Source organism: Gordonia sp. LMA167, assembly GCF_058130025.1.
Genome location: NZ_CM176708.1, coordinates 3,847,886 through 3,866,159 on the forward strand (window position 1 = coordinate 3,847,886; position 18,274 = coordinate 3,866,159).

At 67.9% G+C, this 18,274-nt stretch carries 16 protein-coding genes; 11 read left to right on the forward strand and 5 right to left on the reverse strand.

The genetic code is table 11. From position 1 onward, the window contains the following. Nucleotides 1-44: 44 nt before the first annotated feature. Nucleotides 45-764, reverse strand: coding sequence for a nucleoside/nucleotide kinase family protein (locus ACVT6V_RS17550; RefSeq protein ID WP_489894964.1), 720 nt, complete (start codon nucleotides 762-764; stop codon nucleotides 45-47). Here ACVT6V_RS17550 and ruvC point away from each other — a divergent pair. From ruvC to ACVT6V_RS17595, 9 genes are all read left to right on the forward strand, one after another. Further along, entirely contained in the window at nucleotides 754-1,371 is a 618-nt protein-coding gene (ruvC, locus tag ACVT6V_RS17555) for a crossover junction endodeoxyribonuclease RuvC (RefSeq protein WP_489894966.1), read from the forward strand. The genes ACVT6V_RS17550 and ruvC overlap by 11 nt on opposite strands. Then, nucleotides 1,368-1,964, forward strand: coding sequence for a Holliday junction branch migration protein RuvA (ruvA, locus tag ACVT6V_RS17560; RefSeq protein WP_489894968.1), 597 nt, complete (start codon nucleotides 1,368-1,370; stop codon nucleotides 1,962-1,964). The genes ruvC and ruvA overlap by 4 nt, the downstream gene beginning before the upstream one ends. Continuing rightward, nucleotides 1,964-3,052 carry a Holliday junction branch migration DNA helicase RuvB gene (gene ruvB, locus ACVT6V_RS17565; protein ID WP_489894970.1) on the forward strand — a complete coding sequence of 363 codons (1,089 nt, stop codon included), beginning with the start codon at nucleotides 1,964-1,966 and terminating at the stop codon, nucleotides 3,050-3,052. Before ruvA ends, ruvB begins: the two co-directional genes overlap by 1 nt. 171 nt (nucleotides 3,053-3,223) lie before the next feature. Beyond that, a complete protein-coding gene (gene yajC, locus ACVT6V_RS17570) occupies nucleotides 3,224-3,652 on the forward strand; it encodes a preprotein translocase subunit YajC (protein ID WP_489894972.1) in 429 nt (142 codons plus the stop codon). A gap of 156 nt (nucleotides 3,653-3,808) precedes the next feature. Further along, nucleotides 3,809-5,413, forward strand: coding sequence for a protein translocase subunit SecD (gene secD, locus ACVT6V_RS17575; RefSeq protein WP_489894974.1), 1,605 nt, complete (start codon nucleotides 3,809-3,811; stop codon nucleotides 5,411-5,413). Between the two features lie 5 nt (nucleotides 5,414-5,418). Continuing rightward, the gene (secF, locus tag ACVT6V_RS17580) at nucleotides 5,419-6,651 is read left to right on the forward strand and encodes a protein translocase subunit SecF (RefSeq protein WP_489900859.1); all 1,233 of its coding nucleotides are present in this window, start codon (nucleotides 5,419-5,421) and stop codon (nucleotides 6,649-6,651) included. A gap of 10 nt (nucleotides 6,652-6,661) precedes the next feature. Next, nucleotides 6,662-8,383, forward strand: a complete 1,722-nt coding sequence (locus ACVT6V_RS17585; protein WP_489894976.1) for an ABC transporter substrate-binding protein — start codon at nucleotides 6,662-6,664, stop codon at nucleotides 8,381-8,383. Further along, nucleotides 8,376-8,930 carry an adenine phosphoribosyltransferase gene (locus ACVT6V_RS17590; protein WP_489894978.1) on the forward strand — a complete coding sequence of 185 codons (555 nt, stop codon included), beginning with the start codon at nucleotides 8,376-8,378 and terminating at the stop codon, nucleotides 8,928-8,930. Before ACVT6V_RS17585 ends, ACVT6V_RS17590 begins: the two co-directional genes overlap by 8 nt. Before the next feature lie 130 nt (nucleotides 8,931-9,060). Further along, nucleotides 9,061-11,475 carry a RelA/SpoT family protein gene (locus ACVT6V_RS17595; RefSeq protein WP_489894980.1) on the forward strand — a complete coding sequence of 805 codons (2,415 nt, stop codon included), beginning with the start codon at nucleotides 9,061-9,063 and terminating at the stop codon, nucleotides 11,473-11,475. A 354-nt stretch (nucleotides 11,476-11,829) separates the two neighbouring features. Here the strand turns inward: ACVT6V_RS17595 and ACVT6V_RS17600 are convergent, their stop codons facing one another. After that, on the reverse strand, nucleotides 11,830-12,765 hold the full coding sequence (locus ACVT6V_RS17600; protein ID WP_489894982.1) for a peptidylprolyl isomerase: 936 nt from the start codon (nucleotides 12,763-12,765) through the stop codon (nucleotides 11,830-11,832). A 230-nt stretch (nucleotides 12,766-12,995) separates the two neighbouring features. Here ACVT6V_RS17600 and ACVT6V_RS17605 point away from each other — a divergent pair, with 230 nt between their 5' ends. After that, on the forward strand, nucleotides 12,996-13,736 hold the full coding sequence (locus tag ACVT6V_RS17605) for an MBL fold metallo-hydrolase (protein ID WP_489894984.1): 741 nt from the start codon (nucleotides 12,996-12,998) through the stop codon (nucleotides 13,734-13,736). Continuing rightward, entirely contained in the window at nucleotides 13,733-15,022 is a 1,290-nt protein-coding gene (gene hisS, locus ACVT6V_RS17610) for a histidine--tRNA ligase (RefSeq protein WP_489894986.1), read from the forward strand. Before ACVT6V_RS17605 ends, hisS begins: the two co-directional genes overlap by 4 nt. A gap of 2 nt (nucleotides 15,023-15,024) precedes the next feature. On the opposite strand, the gene ACVT6V_RS17615 is transcribed toward hisS, so the two are convergent. The 3 genes from ACVT6V_RS17615 to ypfJ all read right to left on the reverse strand — a co-directional run bounded on the left by ACVT6V_RS17615 (nucleotide 15,025) and on the right by ypfJ (nucleotide 18,053). Next, nucleotides 15,025-15,435, reverse strand: a complete 411-nt coding sequence (locus ACVT6V_RS17615; RefSeq protein WP_489894988.1) for a YybH family protein — start codon at nucleotides 15,433-15,435, stop codon at nucleotides 15,025-15,027. Between the two features lie 93 nt (nucleotides 15,436-15,528). Beyond that, nucleotides 15,529-17,193 (reverse strand): DUF885 domain-containing protein, encoded by a 1,665-nt coding sequence (locus ACVT6V_RS17620; protein WP_489894990.1) that lies wholly within the window; start codon nucleotides 17,191-17,193, stop codon nucleotides 15,529-15,531. Next, complete coding sequence (gene ypfJ / locus ACVT6V_RS17625; RefSeq protein ID WP_489894992.1) at nucleotides 17,190-18,053, reverse strand: KPN_02809 family neutral zinc metallopeptidase; 864 nt, start codon at nucleotides 18,051-18,053, stop codon at nucleotides 17,190-17,192. Before ypfJ ends, ACVT6V_RS17620 begins: the two co-directional genes overlap by 4 nt. Nucleotides 18,054-18,274: the final 221 nt, after the last annotated feature.

Sequence of the window (18,274 nt, forward strand, 5' to 3'; positions counted from 1 at the left end):
TAGAGCATTTTCCGGCCCCCGGAGCTCGCGCGATCCGGCCGGCGTCACGAGGCGCTGACCGCCGGTCGTTCGGGGTGATCGAATCGGACGGCGATGTCGGGGGTCGGGGCTGTGTCGGCGTGACGGACGAGGGCGGGGATCGTCCACGCGTCCTCGCTGGGGGTCCGGCGTCGCAGAGCGGCCTCGCTCATCATCAGCGCGATGGAAGCGTCGACGTCGATGCCGGAGCCGAGGAGCAGCGGACCGGCCAGCAGGATCACCTGGTGGACCGATGCCTCCATCGGGCTGTCGCGGAAGGATCGGTCGCGCGACGTATCCCACAGGCGTGGCAGCCATCGACCCCGGGTGTGCACGGCGTCGACCACCTCGCGTGACACCGCGGCATGGTCGAACCAGACGGAGCCGTAACTCTCCGGATCGGTGTGCCCGTACTCCAGTCGCAGGGATGCGGGTCGGAGGAAGTCCGACATGGAGACCACCGCCGCGGCCCGGCCGCCGGTGACAAGGCGGTCGGCCACCGCCTGTGCGAGCGTCGTGGGCGTTGCGGCGTCGGCACCATCGACAGTGATGACGCGACGGCCGGGCGCTTCGGCCGCGAGCTCCGCGCACAGCTCGACCAGTCCGTCGGGCGAGATGGGATCGAATCGGGTCATGGCACCTGCCATTGTCGCGTGTTGCTCACCCAGGTCGTCGGGGGAGCCGGATAGAATCTCGAACAACTGTTCGGTCTCGGCGTCCGTGGTGGAGGTATGTGTGCGGGTCATGGGAGTCGATCCCGGTCTTACGCGGTGCGGGATCGCGCTGGTCGAGTCCGGACGCGGACGCACGGTCACGGCGTTGGACGTCGATGTCGTGCGCACGCCCAGCGACATGGACCTTGCCGAACGCCTGTTGGCGATCTACACGTCGGCCTGCCATTGGCTCGATGTCCATCAACCTGATGTGGTGGCCATCGAGCGGGTGTTCGCGCAGAATCAGGTCTCCACCGCCATGGGGACAGCTCAGGCCGGTGGCGTGATCGCGCTCGCCGCCGGGCAGCGCGACATCCCGGTCCGGTTCCACACCCCATCGGAGGTCAAGGCCGCTGTCACAGGTAGCGGTCGGGCCGACAAGGCGCAGGTCACGGCGATGGTCACGCGGATATTGGGGATGCAGAGCAAACCGCGGCCGGCCGACGCCGCCGACGCGCTGGCGCTGGCCATCTGCCACTGTTGGCGGGGACCGATGACGGACAAGATGGTCGAGGCGCAGAAACGGGCCGAGGAACTGGCCCGGCGACACCGCGGAAGGGTCGCTGCGGCTGCGGCCGCACGAGGAACGAGCACGCGCGGGGCCGGCCCGGCGCGGACACGGAAGGGGGGAGCAGCGTGATCGCTTCGGTACGAGGTCCGGTTGTGGATGTCGCCCTCGATCACCTGGTGATCGATTGCGCCGGAGTGGGGTACCGAGTTCTGGTGACCCCCGCCACGGTGGCGTCGGTGCGGCGGGGCGAAGAGGCGACCCTGCTCACGTCGATGATCGTGCGCGAGGATTCGATGACGCTGTACGGGTTCACCGAACCGGACGCGCGGTCCTTGTTCGCGCTGTTGCAGACCGTGACCGGCGTCGGCCCGCGATTGGCGATGGCGACATTGGCGGTGCTCGAGCCCGAAGCGCTACGACGTGCCTTGGCCGCCTCCGACGTCAAGGCGCTGACCACGGTGCCCGGTATCGGTAAACGGGTGGCCGAGCGACTCGTGGTCGAACTGCGCGACAAGGTGGAGGCGCCGAGTACGCAGGCGGGCGAGGCGGTCATGGCGGTCGGCGGGTCGGTGCGTGATCAGGTCGCCGAGGCGCTGGTGGGTCTCGGGTTCACATCGGGTCCGGCGGACAAGGCGGTGACCGCGATCCTGTCCGATGTGCCGGATGCCGACGCCTCCACCGTATTGCGCAAATCGTTGGCTCTGCTGGGGAAGACCGCCTGATGGACGATTCGTTGCCCGATCCCGACGAACGTGACGTGAGTCCGGCGGAACTGCATTCCGACGGGGATTACGACGCAGGCCTGCGGCCGCGGTCGCTCGCCGACTTCATCGGTCAGCCTCGGGTGCGTGAACAACTGGAACTGGTACTGCGCGGGGCCAAGGGCCGCGGCGGCACACCGGACCACATCCTCTTGTCGGGTCCGCCGGGACTGGGGAAGACGTCGTTGGCGATGATCATCGCCGCGGAGATGGGTGCGGCGATCCGGGTCACGTCCGGACCCGCGCTCGAACGAGCCGGCGACCTCGCCGCCATGCTGTCCAATCTCGTCGACGGAGACGTGCTGTTCATCGACGAGATCCACCGGATCGCGCGACCGGCCGAGGAGATGCTCTACCTGGCGATGGAGGACTTCCGGGTTGACGTGGTCGTCGGCAAGGGGCCGGGGGCGACCTCCATCCCGCTCGACGTCGCGCCGTTCACCCTGGTCGGTGCCACGACCCGATCGGGGTCGCTGACCGGCCCGTTGCGCGACCGGTTCGGCTTCACCGCCCACATGGAGTTCTACGAGACCGACGAACTGGTGCGGGTGTTGCGTCGGTCGGCGGGCATCCTCGGCATCCGGCTGCTCGACGATGCGTCGACCGAGATCGCCCGACGCTCCCGGGGGACGCCCCGCATCGCCAACCGGCTGCTGCGCCGTGTCCGGGATTACGCCGAGGTCCGCAGTGACGGGATCATCACCGTCGACATCGCGGGTGCTGCCCTGGCCGTCTACGACGTCGACGATCTGGGATTCGACCGACTGGACCGGGCCGTCCTCAACGCACTCGTCCGCGGATTCGGCGGCGGACCCGTCGGTGTGTCGACCCTGGCCGTCGCCGTCGGCGAGGAGCCGGCCACCGTCGAGGAGGTGTGCGAACCGTTCCTGGTTCGGGCGGGCATGATGGCGCGCACTCCGCGCGGACGTGTCGCCACCGCTGCCGCCTGGCACCATCTGGATCTCACCCCACCGGCCGGTGCGATGAACGCCAGCTTCGGCGTCCGGACCCGCGACGCCGTCACGGACAGCCTGTTCGACGATCTGTGAGCGAGGCGTGTCCACGGCGACCGTGATGGGGCGTTTCGCGCGGACGTGGCACACTGGGGAGAGCCGCGAGAGGTGCTGGCGCATCCGAGCGTGCCTTCGCGCGGCCTCGGGCCGCCTCGCCGAATCCGACATAACACCCAGACCGAACCGACAAGGATTGTTGCCGTAATCATGGAGTCTCTCTTCTTCCCCCTCCTGCTCGCCCTGCTCGCCGGGTTCATGTTCCTGAGCATCCGCAAGCAGAAGAAGCGCATGAACGAGATGCAGGACATGCAGAACTCCGTGGCCACCGGGGCGCGTGTGCAGCTGACCTCGGGCATGTACGCGACCGTCGTGGATGCCTCGTCGGACTTCGTCGACCTCGAGATAGCCGCCGGCATGGTCACCCGCTTCAACCGGGCGGCCATCGTCCGGGTGGTCCCCACAGAGGACGCGGCCGAAACCTATCCCGGTGCGCTCGGTTCGCGGCCGGAGCAGATCGACGACACGGATGGCGCGGACGGTTTCGACGGCTCATCGCCTTCGGATGAGGCCGAGACCCGCACCGACGACACCTACTCCACAGACCGTCCGGGCGAGACGCCGACCGACGACAAGTGAGCGTGATGCCGCAGGCATCCACGACGTGAGATCACCGGCGCCGTACCGCGGGCCGGTGGTTACCGCGCAGTCAGTAGAGTGAGCGACCGACCGGCTCGTTCGCGCGCCACGCCCCGTCGGGTCCGTGCGCGCAATTCCTAGGAGACCAGAACAGCAGTGACCACACCTCGCCGGGCGTCGGCGAAGCGGTCGGGACCTCCACGTGAGATTCCGCCGTGGAGACCCCTGACCGCATTCCTCGTGTTGTTGGCCGTTGTCTACGGACTGGTCTTCTTCACCGGTGGCGGATCTCCGACCCCGAAGCTGGGGATCGACCTCCAGGGCGGCACCCGGGTGACGCTGACCGCGCGCACGCCGGACGGCAAACCACCGTCGAAGGAGCAGCTCGACCAGGCCAAGCAGATCATCGAGCAGCGTGTGAACGGGCTGGGTGTCTCGGGCTCCGAAGTCGTGGTCAACGGCGACAACCTGGTGATCACGGTCCCTGGTGACGATGGCAAACAGGCCCGGAATCTCGGCCAGACCGCCCGGCTGTACGTGCGGCCGGTCGAGAAGGTGACGGCCGCGACGCCGCAACCCAAGACCGACCAGCAACAGGGCTCGACCGGATCGCCGGACGAGACGTCGGCGGCCGCGATCGACGAGCAGCGCAAGTTGCGGCAGGCCCCGAAGGATGCGAACACCGACGCCCTGACCGCACAGATGGCGAAGATGGACTGCTCGCCGGATGCGCAGGACCCGCTGCAAGGCAATGACCTGCCCGATCAGTACCTGGTTGCCTGCTCACAGGATGGCCAGGAGGTCTACCTGCTCGGACCGGAGATCATCGATGGGCGCGACATCAAGAACGCCTCGGCCGGCACCACTCAGCAGGCGGGCGCGTGGATCGTGCAGGTCGAGTTCAAGGGCGACGCGCAGAGTTTCTGGCCCACCTACACCGGGCAGAACATCGGCAAGCAGACCGCATTCACCCTGGACACCAAGGTCGTCTCGGCTCCGCAGATCCAGGGAGCGATCACCACACCGCAGACCGAGATCAGCGGCAACTTCACCCAGCAGGAAGCCAAGGACCTCGCCAACGTCTTGAAGTACGGCTCCCTGCCTCTGTCGTTCGAGGCATCGGACGCGCAGACGGTGTCGGCGACCCTCGGTCTGTCCTCCCTGAAGGCGGGTCTCATCGCGGGCGCGGTCGGCATGATCGCGGTGCTGCTCTATGCGCTGCTCTACTACCGGATGCTCGGGATCCTGACCATGCTGTCGCTGGTGCTGTCCGGACTGATGGTGTACGGACTGATCGTGCTGCTCGGCCGCTGGATCGGTTTCACGCTCGACCTCGCAGGCATCGCCGGCCTCATCATCGGTATCGGCATGACCGCGGACTCGTTCGTCGTCTACTTCGAACGAATAAAGGACGAGATGCGTGAGGGCCGAAGTTTCAGATCCGCGGTGCCGCGCGGCTGGGCGAGTGCGCGGCGCACCATCTGGTCTGGCAACGCGGTCAGCTTCATCGCCGCCGCCGTCATCTACATCCTGGCCATCGGCGAGGTGCGCGGCTTCGCGTTCACCCTGGGCCTGACCACCATCCTCGACGTCGTCGTCGTGTTCCTGGTCACCCACCCGCTCGTGGTCCTCGCCAGCCGGTCGGAGTTCCTGTCCCGGCCACGGGTCAACGGCCTGGGCGCGGTCAGTGAGGTCGCGCGGGAGCGCCGGCAGGCCGAGCGGGCCGCCCGAGTCGAGGCGTCGGAAGGATCCGCGAAATGAGCAGCATGCAACGGCCCAACTCCGGTCGCGCCGGCGCCGGGCGTGGCGTCGCAGTGCCCGAGACTCCGGTCGGTGACGACGCCGAATCGGCGCAGTCGTCGACGTCGGACGCCAACTATGTGGCGGAACGCAATCGCTCGTTCCTGTCCCGGCTCTACACAGGTACCGGTGCGTTCGGGATCATCCCCAATCGCCGCAGGTGGTACATCGTCACCGCGGTGATCATCGCGATCTGCATCGGATCGATCGCCTTCCGCGGTTTCACCCTGGGCATCGACTTCGAGGGTGGAACCGAGATCTCGATCCCGGTCTCCACCGGGGTCACCGCCGACTCGGTCGAGACCGTCTTCTCGGACACGCTCGGGCAGGAGCCGGAATCGGTGCAGACCGCCGGGTCCGGTTCTTCCGAGACCGTGCAGGTGCGGACCGAGACGTTGTCCCTCGCCCAGAACGAGCAGCTCACCAGGGCGCTGACGGCCCAGTTCGGGCCCGAGTTGACCGCGGACGAGGTGAGTTCGTCCGATGTCAGTTCCACCTGGGGTGGCGAGATCACCCGCAAGATGCTGATCGCGCTCGCCGTCTTCTTGGTGATCGTGTTCGTCTACATCACCGTGCGGTTCGACCGCGAGATGTCGTTGGCCGCGCTGACCTCCCTGTTCTTCGACATCATCGTGACCGCGGGCGTGTACTCGCTGGTCGGCTGGGAGGTCACCCCGGCCACCGTCATCGGTCTGCTCACCATCCTCGGCTTCTCGATCTACGACACCGTGGTGGTGTTCGACAAGGTCAATGAGAACACCCGATCGGTGCTACAGACGACGCGACGAACCTACGCCGAACAGGCCAACCTCGCCGTGAACCAGACCCTCATGAGGTCGATCAACACGACCGTGATCTCGGTGCTGCCGATCATCGCGCTGATGGTCATCGCGGTGTGGATGCTCGGCGTCGGCACCCTCAAGGACCTCGGGTTGATTCAGCTCGTCGGTGTCGTGGTCGGTGCCTACTCGTCGATCTTCCTGGCGGCTCCCCTCCTGGCGACGCTGAAGGAGCGTCGCCCGGACATCAGCCGCCACACGAAACGTGTGCTCGATCGACGTGCCCGCGTCGAGTCCGGGGATGACCTGGCCGATGCACCTCGCCCGGCGAAGGGACGGGCGTCCGGTCGGCGCAATGCGACCGCCGCCGTCGACGACTCGCCCCGTACCCCCACGGGGAAACCGCGACGCTCGCGCTAATCTACGCGTCGTGACTGTGCGGAGCGGGTCGGACACCCGCCGACCATCCGGCCTGCCCGTGACGTCGTCGGTCCTCCTCGGCGTGCTGGTGGTGCTCGCCGGTCTGCTGACCGGATGTGGCGACGACAGCCCGCCCGCCATCGATTACGTCGTGGACGCGCGCATCGACAGCTACAACGCCAACACCGTCGAGGCCAACGCGGACGGTGTGCTGATGGCGACGACCCGCATGCTGCCCGGGTTCAGCTACCTGGGTGCGCAGGGGCAGGTCACCCCGGATCGCGACATCGGAACGGTGACACCGGTGCCGGGTACGGGCCTGGCCTTGCGGTACGACTTCAACCCGGAGGCCCGGTTCTCGGACGGTCCGGCACTCGACTGTGACGACCTGGTCCTCGCCTGGGCCGCGATGAGTGGCCGGTTTCCGGGATTCCGGCAGGCGACCACCGCCGGATACCGCGACATCGAGAAGGTCGACTGTAAGCCGGGCGACAGATCGGCGACGGTGTCCTTCGTGCAGGGCCGCGACTATCGGGACTGGCTGTCGCTGTTCGGCGCCGGTACCTTGCTGCCCGCCCACGTGGTGGCGGCAGAGGCCGGTGTCACCGACGTCATCGATCCCATCCGGTCCGGCGACAACGCCGCCATCGGCAAGATCGCGGCGGCGTGGAACGACGGGTTCGACCTGTCACCCGGGACCATCGACGAGACCCGCTTCCCGTCGTCTGGGCCCTACCGGATCGATCACTACTCGACGTCGGACGGCCTCGTCCTCACCGCGAACGAAGCGTGGTGGGGGGATGCCCCGAAGACGCAGCGGATCGTGGTGTGGGACCGCGGAACGGATGCCGACAAGCGTCTGTCGGACGGCGATTTCGATATCGCCGACGTGAGTCGCGGAGCGGTCGCGGGTGACATCGCGCCGTCGGGTGCGGATGCCGAGGTCTCGAAACAATCTCTGCCGCAACCGAACCGGGCACTCGGTGTCGAGGAGTTGGTGCTCGCGCAGAAAGGGGTGTTCGGCGACCTCCGGGCGCGGCGGGCGTTTGCGTCCTGCGTGCCTCGCGACGGGTTGGCCCGTCAGTTCGGGGCCGGAGCACAACTCTGGAACCTACGGGTCCTCGCGCCCGCGGACAACCTCGCCGGACAGCTCAACGGCGCGTTCGGCAGCGCGTACACCCGTCCGAATCTCCCGCGGGCGCAGGCGCTGAGCGACGAGTCCACCGGATCGGCCACTGCGATGAGGGTGCGGATCGGCTATCTGGCGCCGATGGAGCGCCGGCGCCAGATGGTCGCCGCCATCGCGGAGTCCTGCCGGCAGGTCGGCATCGACGTGGTCGACGTGGGTTCGGCGGACCTGACGCCGTCGGCGTTGGGTCGTGACGCCGACGTCCTGCTGGTCGCCAACGGCACCGGCTTTGCCGCGGCCGGGGCGGCCAACCCCTCTCGCGACGCATACCAACTGCGGGGCGGGGACCCGCTCAACCTCGGCGGTTTCCGCAACGCCCAGGTCAGCGGTGCGATCGATCAGCTGGTCGCGTCGGATCTCGCCGCTGATCGCCTGGATCTGGTGCGCACCATCGAGAACGCCGCGTGGGCGGAGCTGCCGTCCATCCCGTTGTTCGCCGCGCCTCGGCTGCAGGTGTGGGGTCCGCGGGTCGATAATGTGGTGGCCGGCCTGGGCCGCAACGGCACGGGATGGAACATGGATCGGTGGACGGCACGTGACTGACTCAATCCTCGAACAGGCTCGTGCGGCGATCGCCACCCACACGCGGCTGGTCGCCGATTTCCCGAAACCGGGCATCGACTTCAAGGACCTCACACCGGTTCTGGCCGACCCTGCCGGCCTGGCGGCTGTCGTCACCGCGCTGACCCACGGTTGCGCCGACGTCGAGCTGGTCGCCGGGATCGACGCGCGGGGATTCCTGCTCGGTGGGGCGGTGGCGCGGGAACTCGGGGTCGGCGTGCTCGCGGTGCGCAAGGGGGGCAAACTGCCCCCGCCGGTCCACAGCGTGACGTACACCCTCGAGTACGGCACGGCCACGCTGGAGATCCCCGCCGACGCGATCGACCTGTCCGGCCGGCGCGTGCTGCTCGTCGACGACGTGCTGGCCACCGGCGGCACCGCCGTCGCCGCCGGCGAATTGCTGCATCGTGCCGGCGCACACGTTGTCGGCATCGCGGTGATCATGGAACTCGACGGGCTCGGCGGACGTGCGACCATCGCCGACGGACTGGACCCGCGACTACCGGTGCGTGCGGTCACCAACGGTTGACCTTCGATCCGCGGTCCGCTTCCGGCGACTAGACTCTCCTCATCCGGCGTTCGACACGTCGGCTGAACCGGCGACGGAGCGATGACATCCGATCGGCCGGTGGGTGACCGGACACGGAGAGGAGGTCACGATGCACGACGAGGTCGACACCAACGCCCATCAGGGACGCGTGGACACAACGGGGACGGGCCCGCGGCCCCCGCGTGACACTCTGCCGTCCGCGCCCGATGGGACCAGGCCCTCCGGGGAGACCCCACCGCGTACCGACATCATCGCGACACCCTCGTCGTCGGCGTCGCGGCGTGTGCGCGCGCGGCTCGCCCGCCGGATGACGGCCACCCGCAGCCCGGTCCGCCCGGTGTTGGAACCACTGGTGACCTTGCACCGGGAGATCTATCCCAAGGCCGACACCGCGCTCCTGCAACACGCCTATGACGTCGCCGACGAACGGCACGAAGGGCAGACCCGCAAGTCGGGTGACCCCTACATCACCCATCCGCTCGCGGTCGCGACGATTCTCGCCGACCTCGGCATGGACACGACGACGCTGGTGGCCGCACTCCTGCATGACACCGTCGAGGACACCGGCTATACCCTCGAGGCGCTCGAGAAGGACTTCGGGGCCGAGGTCGCCCACCTTGTCGACGGTGTCACCAAACTGGACAAGGTCGCCCTCGGCAGCGCGGCCGAGGCCGAGACCATCCGCAAGATGATCATCGCGATGGCGCGTGACCCCCGGGTGCTGGTGATCAAGGTCGCCGACCGGCTGCACAACATGCGCACGATGCGTTTCCTGCCGCCGGAGAAGCAGGCGCGCAAGGCGCGAGAAACCTTGGAAGTTATTGCGCCGCTTGCTCATCGGCTCGGTATGGCGACGGTCAAATGGGAACTCGAGGACCTGTCCTTCGCCATCCTGCATCCGAAGCGATACGAGGAGATCGTCCGCCTCGTCGCCGACCGGGCGCCGTCGCGCGACACCTACCTGGCCCGCGTCCGTGCCGACGTCAACAACGCGCTCGGTGGGGCCCGGATCTCGGCCACGGTCGAGGGCAGGCCGAAACACTACTGGTCGATCTATCAGAAGATGATCGTCAAGGGACGCGACTTCGACGACATCCACGACCTGGTGGGTATTCGGATCCTGTGCGACGAGGTGCGTGATTGCTACGCCGCCGTCGGTGTTGTGCACTCCCTGTGGCAGCCGATGGCCGGCCGGTTCAAGGACTACATCGCCCAGCCGCGGTTCGGCGTCTATCAGTCGTTGCACACCACGGTGATCGGGCCGGAGGGTAAGCCGCTCGAGGTGCAGATCCGGACCCACGAGATGCACCGCACGGCCGAGTTCGGGATCGCCGCGCACTGGCGGTACAAGGAGACCGGCTATCGCAAGGGCAAGACCCCGCGCAAGGATGCCGGCGAGATCGACGACATGGCCTGGATGCGCCAGCTGCTCGATTGGCAGCGTGAGGCCGCCGATCCGGGCGAGTTCCTGGAGTCACTGCGCTATGACCTCGCGGTGCAGGAGATCTTCGTGTTCACCCCCAAGGGGGACGTGATCACCCTCCCGGCCGGTTCGACGCCGGTGGACTTCGCCTACGCGGTGCACACCGAGGTGGGCCACCGCTGCATCGGAGCGCGCGTCAACGGCCGGCTGGTCGCACTCGAGCGCAAGCTGGAGAACGGTGAGGTCGTCGAGGTGTTCACCTCGAAGGCACCCAACGCCGGACCGTCGAAGGACTGGCAGAACTTCGTCGTGTCCCCGCGTGCGAAGGCCAAGATCCGGCAGTGGTTCGCCAAGGAGCGTCGCGAGGAGGCACTCGAGGCCGGCAAGGACGCCATCGCCAAAGAGGTCCGCCGCGGCGGATTACCGTTGCAGCGCTTGATGAGTGCCGAATCCCTGGCGGCGATCGCGACGGAACTGCGCTATTCGGACGTCACCGCCCTCTACACGGCGGTGGGGGAGCATCACGTCTCCGCCCGTCACGTGGTCAACCGGCTCGTCGCGGCCCTCGGCGGGCTGGACGACGCGGTCGACGAGATCGCCGAGCGGTCCACGCCCTCGACGCTGCCGACGCGTACCCGCCACGGTGGCGATGCCGGTGTGGTGGTCGAAGGACTCGACAACGTCATGGCCAAGCTCGCCAAGTGCTGCACCCCGGTGCCCGGTGACGAGATCATGGGGTTCGTGACGCGGGGCGGTGGGATCAGCGTGCACCGCACCGACTGCACCAATGCCGCTTCGTTGAAGGAGCAGTCCGAACGGATCATCGAGGTCGCGTGGGCGCCCTCACCGTCGTCGGTGTTCCTGGTGGCCATCCAGGTGGAGGCGCTCGACCGCCATCGGCTCCTGTCCGACGTCACCAAGGTGCTCGCCGACGAACGCGTCAACATCCTGTCGGCGTCGGTGACCACGAGCCGAGACCGCGTCGCGATCAGCAAGTTCACCTTCGAGATGGGCGACCCCAAGCATCTCGGCCATGTGCTCAACGTCGTCCGCAACGTCGAGGGAGTCTACGACGTGTACCGGGTGACGTCGGCAGCCTGACAGCCGCGCTGCGCCCTTCGTGACGGCCCTCCGCTGGCGCTCCGGACCTCCTCAGGGAGCGGGGACAAACGGTCCTCCGCTGGTGGCGGAGCAATGTCCACCCGGTCCGTGAGGAACCTTGGAGCGCGAGCGGTGAGTCCGTCCCGGTCCCTGAGGAACCCCGGAGCGCGAGCGGTGAGTCCGTCCCGTCCCTGAGGAACCCCGGAGCGCCAGCGGTGAGTCCGTCCCGATCCCTGAGGAACCCCGGAGCGCCAGCGGAGGGGTGTCACGAAGGGCACGCACGCCCGCTCCCCGAGGCCAGAGTCGCGGCATCTCCCTCGTTGACGCTTCGGACCAGCGCTCAGCGCTGCCCGGTCAGTCCTGGCTGCCGGAATCGACGGTCGCGGTGGTGATCTGCACCGGCTGCTTCGGCCGGCCGTCGTCGGCGCTGCCGTTGGGGCCCGGCGTCAGACCATTCTTCTGGATCTTGTCGAGGACGGTGAGACCGTCCGGGTCGACCTTGCCGACCACCGAGTAGTTCGGTGCCAGCTGGCTGTCCTGGAGGACCAGGAAGAACTGGCTCGAGCCGGTGTTGGATTCACCCGACTGCGGATTGTTGCTGTTGGCGATGGCGACGGTGCCGCGGGGATAGACCACTGGGGCGGTGCCGGACATCGGATCGGGCTGACCTGCCGGTTTCAGATCGGTCGGCAGCTCGTCGGGGCTCGACCACCCCGGCCCGCCGGCCCCGGTGCCGGTCGGATCGCCGCACTGCAGCACCTTGAGCGTGTCGCTGTTGGTGAGTCGATGGCACGGGGTGTCGTTGTAGAACTTGTTCTCGGCCAACGAGATGACGGCACCGGTGTTGCACGGCGCGCCCGTGCGGTCGAGCGTGATCGGGATGGCGCCCTGGTTGGTGTCGAGTACCAGGTTGGCGGTACCTTCCTTGAGCTGCTTGTCGTCGGGCTTCGGTGAGGTGCGCTGCTTCGGTTCGCCCGCGCGCATCTCGTCGAGATAAGCCTGTGCCTGGGCACGCTGGTCGGCCGGGACCTGGGCCGGCACCTCCTTGGGCAATTGATCGAAACGGCTCGGCTGGTCCTCATAGGAACACGCGGTCCACCGGGCGGCCTCGCGGTCGTCGAGCACCTTCTTGACGATGAGAGTCGTCGCCGTCGCGACGATCGCCACGACCACGACGGTCGACACCGAGGCGATGATGATCTTGCGTCGCCGGGCCTGCTGGCGGTCCCTCTCGAGCCGGTCTTCCAGCTTGCGCTTGGCGGCCTCGCGACGTTCCTCGTTGCTGGACACGCGGTTGGACCCTCCTGAACTCGTGTGCCGTGGATTCCCCCCCCGGGGGATGGCACGCCGGACGTGCCATCGCGACACGTGAATCGGCGCTGATGCTACATCGAGTGGCCAGTGTGCCAGCTGAACCTGAGAGTGGGATTGCCGGGGAGTGTGCGTGGGTCGAGCACGGTCGGGCAACGCCGCGGACGGGCGCGAGTGGAGCCGTCGCCCGCCTTTGTCACAATGGACAGATGCTGATCACCGGATTCCCGGCCGGGATGTTCCAGACCAACTGCTATCTCCTCGCCTCCGAAGCGGGTGCCGAGGCGGTCATCATCGACCCGGGACAGGACGCCGCCGTGCGGGTGCGCGAACTCCTGACCGAACATGACCTGACACCGGTGGCCGTGCTGCTCACCCACGGGCACCTCGATCACACCTGGAATGCCGCCGAACTGTGTGACGAGTTCTCCATACCCGCCTACATCCACCCCGACGACCGGCCGATGCTGGCCGATCCGGGCATGGGTCTCGGTCGTGCGCTGGGAGGAATGATCGGGTCGCTCGAGTTCCGGGAGCCCGAGAAGGTGATCGACTTCGTCGACGGCGAGGACGTCGACCTGGCGGGTATCCGGATCTCGGTCGATCTGGCGCCCGGCCACACGCAGGGCTCGGTGCTGCTCGGAATCGAGGTCCCGGTCGACGCAGACCCGCAGGACAAGGCCGACGGGGCGCCCGACGTGGTTCCGGTCTGCTTCTCCGGCGACGTGCTCTTCGCCGGATCCATCGGCCGCACCGACCTGCCCGGTGGCAGCCATCAGCAATTGCTCGACTCCATCGCCGCCAAGTTGCTGCCGCTGCCGGACCACACCCAGGTCCTGCCCGGTCACGGTCCGCAGACATCGATCGGAGCCGAACGGGCCGGCAATCCCTTCCTCACAGACCTCGGCCCGACGGGCTCCACACCGAAGAAGGGACGTTACGGACTGTGAGCGGCAACCTCGACGGGGCCCGATCCAAGGACTTCTCCGCGCCGCGGGGCATCCCCGACTACTTCCCGCCGTCGTCGGCGGACTTCCGGCGCGTCCGGGACACGTTGACCGACGCCGCGCGTCTGGCCGGCTACGGCCACATCGAGCTTCCGATATTCGAGGACACCGCGCTGTTCGCACGGGGCGTCGGCGAATCGACCGATGTGGTCAGCAAGGAGATGTACACGTTCGCCGACCGCGGTGACCGGTCGGTCACGCTGCGCCCCGAGGGCACGGCCGGCGTGGTGCGCGCCGTCATTCAGCACGGCCTCGACCGTGGAGCGTTGCCGATCAAACTCTGCTATGCCGGACCGTTTTTCCGCTACGAGAAGCCGCAGGCGGGTCGGTACCGTCAGCTGCAGCAGGTGGGCGTGGAGGCGATCGGGATCGATGATCCCGCGCTCGACGCCGAGGTCATCGCGGTGGCCGACGAGGGATACCGGCGGCTCGGATTGAGCGGCTACCGATTGGAGATCACCTCGCTCGGCGACGAAGCCAGTCGTGGCCCGTACCGAGAGGCGTTGCAGGAGTTCCTGTTCGGACTCGATCTCGATGAGGCGACGCGACATCGCGCCCAGATCAATCCGCTGCGCGTGCTCGACGACAAGCGGCCGGAGATCAAGGCGGCCACCGCGAACGCGCCGCTGATGATCGACTATCTCTCCGATGACGCCCGCGCCCATTTCGACACGGTTCTGACCAATCTGAAACGGCTCGGCGTGCCCTATGAGATCAACACACGGCTGGTGCGTGGTCTGGACTACTACACGAAGACGACATTCGAGTTCGTCCACGACGGTCTCGGTGCCCAGTCCGGGATCGGCGGCGGTGGACGCTACGACGGGCTGATGCGGGTGCTCGGTGCCAAACAGGATCTGTCCGGTATCGGGTTCGGGCTCGGCGTCGACCGCACGATGCTGGCGATGGAGGCCGAAGGTGTCGCGCACGCCGACGTCGCCCGATGCCAGGTGTTCGGCGTCCCGATGGGGGCCGATGCCAAGGCCGAATTGGTCGGCGTCGCCGGTCAATTGCGTGCCGCGGGCATCAGCGTCGACCTCGCCTACGGCGACCGCGGTCTCAAGGGGGCGATGAAGGCGGCGGATCGCTCGGGTGCGCGTCTGGCACTCGTGCTCGGCGACCGGGAGCTGGCCGAGCGGATGATCGAGGTCAAGGATCTCTCGAACGGTGAGCAACATCGGATCGCGTTGGACGCCGTGGTCGAGGAGGCTCGACGGCTGCTGGGGTGAGCCTATGGGCTGTGCGGTTGCAGACCGTAGGCGCGTACCTGTGAGATGACCCAGCGGCCCTCGCGCCTCACCAGCACGTCGGTGAAACCGTGCTCGACTGCCGAGCCCGGACCGCCGAGGGAAGCAGCGACCCCGGTGACCCGCGCCCGGCCGTCGACGACCGCGACGTCGTCGGTGACCAGTTCTATGCGTTCGACGGTGCTCTCGTGGCGTGACCCCTGTGCCTCGCCGGCGAGCAGCAGACCCAGCACCTCGCGGATCGCCTGGTGCCCGCGAGCCACCTCGCCCCGCGGACTCACGAGCACCGCGTCCGGGGCCAGGCACGCGATGATGCCGTCGAGGTCCGCCCGTTGCCACGCCGCGTCATAGGCCTCCTCGACGCTGCGAACGGCCAGGCGGGTTGCGTTGGTCATCGGATCTCCGTTTCAGTCCCTCCCACGGTAGATCGTGACCTCCAGCGAGCCGCCGCATCTCGAGCCCGGGCGGTGTGGCGGCCGGCGTCCGAATCAGGGCCGCGTGAGTTCGGCGGCCAGTACGTCGAGGGACACCCCGCCCAGCGCAAGGGCTCGGGTGTGGAAGTCCTTCAAGGTCCAACCGGGATGGGTGGCGAGTGCGGCGTTCCGCGTGTTCTCCCAGACCCGTTGACCGAGCGCATAGGACGGGGCCTGCCCGGGCCACCCGAGATAGCGATTGAGCTCGAACCGCAGCACCGCGCGATCCATCGCGACGGAGTCGGTGAGGAACTGCCACGCCTTGTCGGCATCCCACGTTCCCCCGCCGAGCGCGGCAGGCGCGGGCAGCCCACAGTGCACGCCGATGTCGACGACGACCCGCGCGGCGCGTAGGCGCTGCGAGTCGAGCATGCCCATTCGATCCCCGGGATCGTCGAGCCAACCGAGTTCACCCATGAGCCGTTCGGCATACAGCGCCCAACCCTCACCGTGTCCGGACGTGAAGGACGCGAGCTTGCGCCACGAGTTGAGATCCTCGGCGACGATCGCCGAACCCAATTGCAGGTGATGTCCGGGCACACCTTCGTGGAACACCGTCGTGGTCTCCTGCCAGGTGTGGAAGACCGTCTGTTCCGGCGGAACCGACCACCACATCCGTCCGGGCCGGGACAGGTCCGCGCTCGGCTGCGTGTAGTAGATGATCCCGGTCGAAGACGGTGCCAGTCGGCATTCGAGTCGGGTCAGCCGCGGCGGGATGTCGAAGTGGGTCCCGGCCAATCCGTCGACTGCCCGGTCGGACAACTCCTGCATCCACGCGACAAACGCATGGCGATCGGCGATCGCGTAGCGCGGCAACGTATCCAGATGCGCCATCGCATCGGGGACCGATGCGCCGGGAAGGAGGTCGGCGACGATCGCAGCCTGCTCGGCCGCGATCGACGACAACCGATCCAAACCCCACGCATACGCGTCGTCAGGGTCGACATCGGCTCCGAGATGGGCCGGCAGGTGGCGCAGGTACCGCTCGCGTCCCACCCCGTCTGTCGACGTCGCGACCGGTGCGACCTCGGTGCGCAGCACGGCCGCCAGGGCCGCGAACGCCACGCCGACGTCGCCGAGTGTTGTCTCCAGCTGCCGCGCCGACGCCTCGGCGGCGGTGAGCGGGCCGGTGTTGGTGGCGATCGCATCGGCCGCATCGTCCGCCTGGGTCGCGGCGAGTTCCACCTGTCGCCGAGCGATCGCCGGCCCGTGCACGACACGGTGCCGGAGGCCGGCGATGATCGTGTCGACGCACTCGGGCACCGCCCGTAATCGAGCGAGGAACATCTCCCGCGACTCCGGTGTGTCCGACGGCATCAGGTCGAAGATGTCGCGGACGGCCTGCAGCGGCGAGGCGATCACGTTGCAGTCACCGACACGCTCCCCAGCCTCGGCCAGGGCGATCTCCCGACGCAGCGACGCCGACATGGTCGCGACCGTCACACGGTCGACGTCGTCGACAATCGGGGCGTCGGTGAGCGCATGTACCGCCGCGCGCGCGGCAGCCGCCCGGGCAGCGCACCCGCCGGGGGAGAAGTCGGTGAGCTCGTGGTCGTGCCCCGGGACGCCGATCTCGGTGGCGAACAGCGGGTCGAGACGCGACTGCTCGGCCAGGTAGTCGTCGGCGATGCGGTCGATGGCGGTCGCGGCGCGGGGGGTCGACCTGTCGGGGCCGGTCATAGGTCGTTGGTGGCGAAGGTGTCGCACCTGCGTGGGTCACCTGAGTCGTAGCCGATGGTGAACCAGCGGGAGCGCTGCTGTGCCGATCCGTGGGTCCAGCCCTCCGGGTTGGAGTTCGCACCCTGGATGGTGTCGTCGCCGATCGCCTTCGCGGTCTGGATGACGGAGTCGATCTGATCCGAGGTCAACGGTTCGAGCATCGCGTCGGGGCCCTTGTCCGCGTGGTAGGCCCACACTCCCGCGAGACAGTCGGCCTGCAGCTCGACGCGCACCGAACCGGACAGCGGACCCTGAGATCCCATCCGGTTGCCCTTCTGGAGGGCGCCGGTCAGGTTCTGCACATGATGGCCGTATTCGTGCGCGACCACATACTCCTGGGCGAGGGGACCGTCGCTGCCACCCATCTGTTCGAGCTGGACGAAGAAGGACGGGTCGAAGTAGGCCGTCTGATCGGTGGGGCAGTAGAAAGGTCCGGTCGCCGACGTCGCCGGCCCGCATCCGGTGTTCACCGATCCGGCGAAGATCTTCGTGTTCGGGGGCGTGTAGCGCGGCATGAGATCCGACCAGACGTCGTCGAGGCTGTTGGTCGTCGCGACGATCCGGCAGATGGCGTCGGTGTTGGCCTTCTCGATGGTGCACGACCGGATGTGGTCGTTCAGCTCGGCTGCACCCTGGCTGTTCACGGTGTCGTTGCCGTAGGTCGAGCCGCCGGTCAACGAGCCGGGATCGATCCCGAAGAACAGCGCGACGATGGTGACGATGAGCCCGGCGCCGCCGCCGAGCGCGATGCGGCCCATCCCGCCGCCACCTCCACCCGAGACATTGCCCGTGTCGAGGGGGCCGCCGCCCTGAAAGGTCATCTCGGTCTCCTTGCTCGCCGATCACACACCATCCGCCAGACCGGTGCGGGTGACCGGAGGTCGGCACGGTCGAGCATATTCGTCGTCGCTGTCGGCTGCCCCGGTTCGCGCGGCGGTGCCCCGCGTCACAACCCGTGTGCCCCCTCGGCGTCGGAGACGGCCGGGTGCAGGTCGTCGGTGGTCACGAAAGTAGGATTGGCGAGATTCACCACGTATCAGCT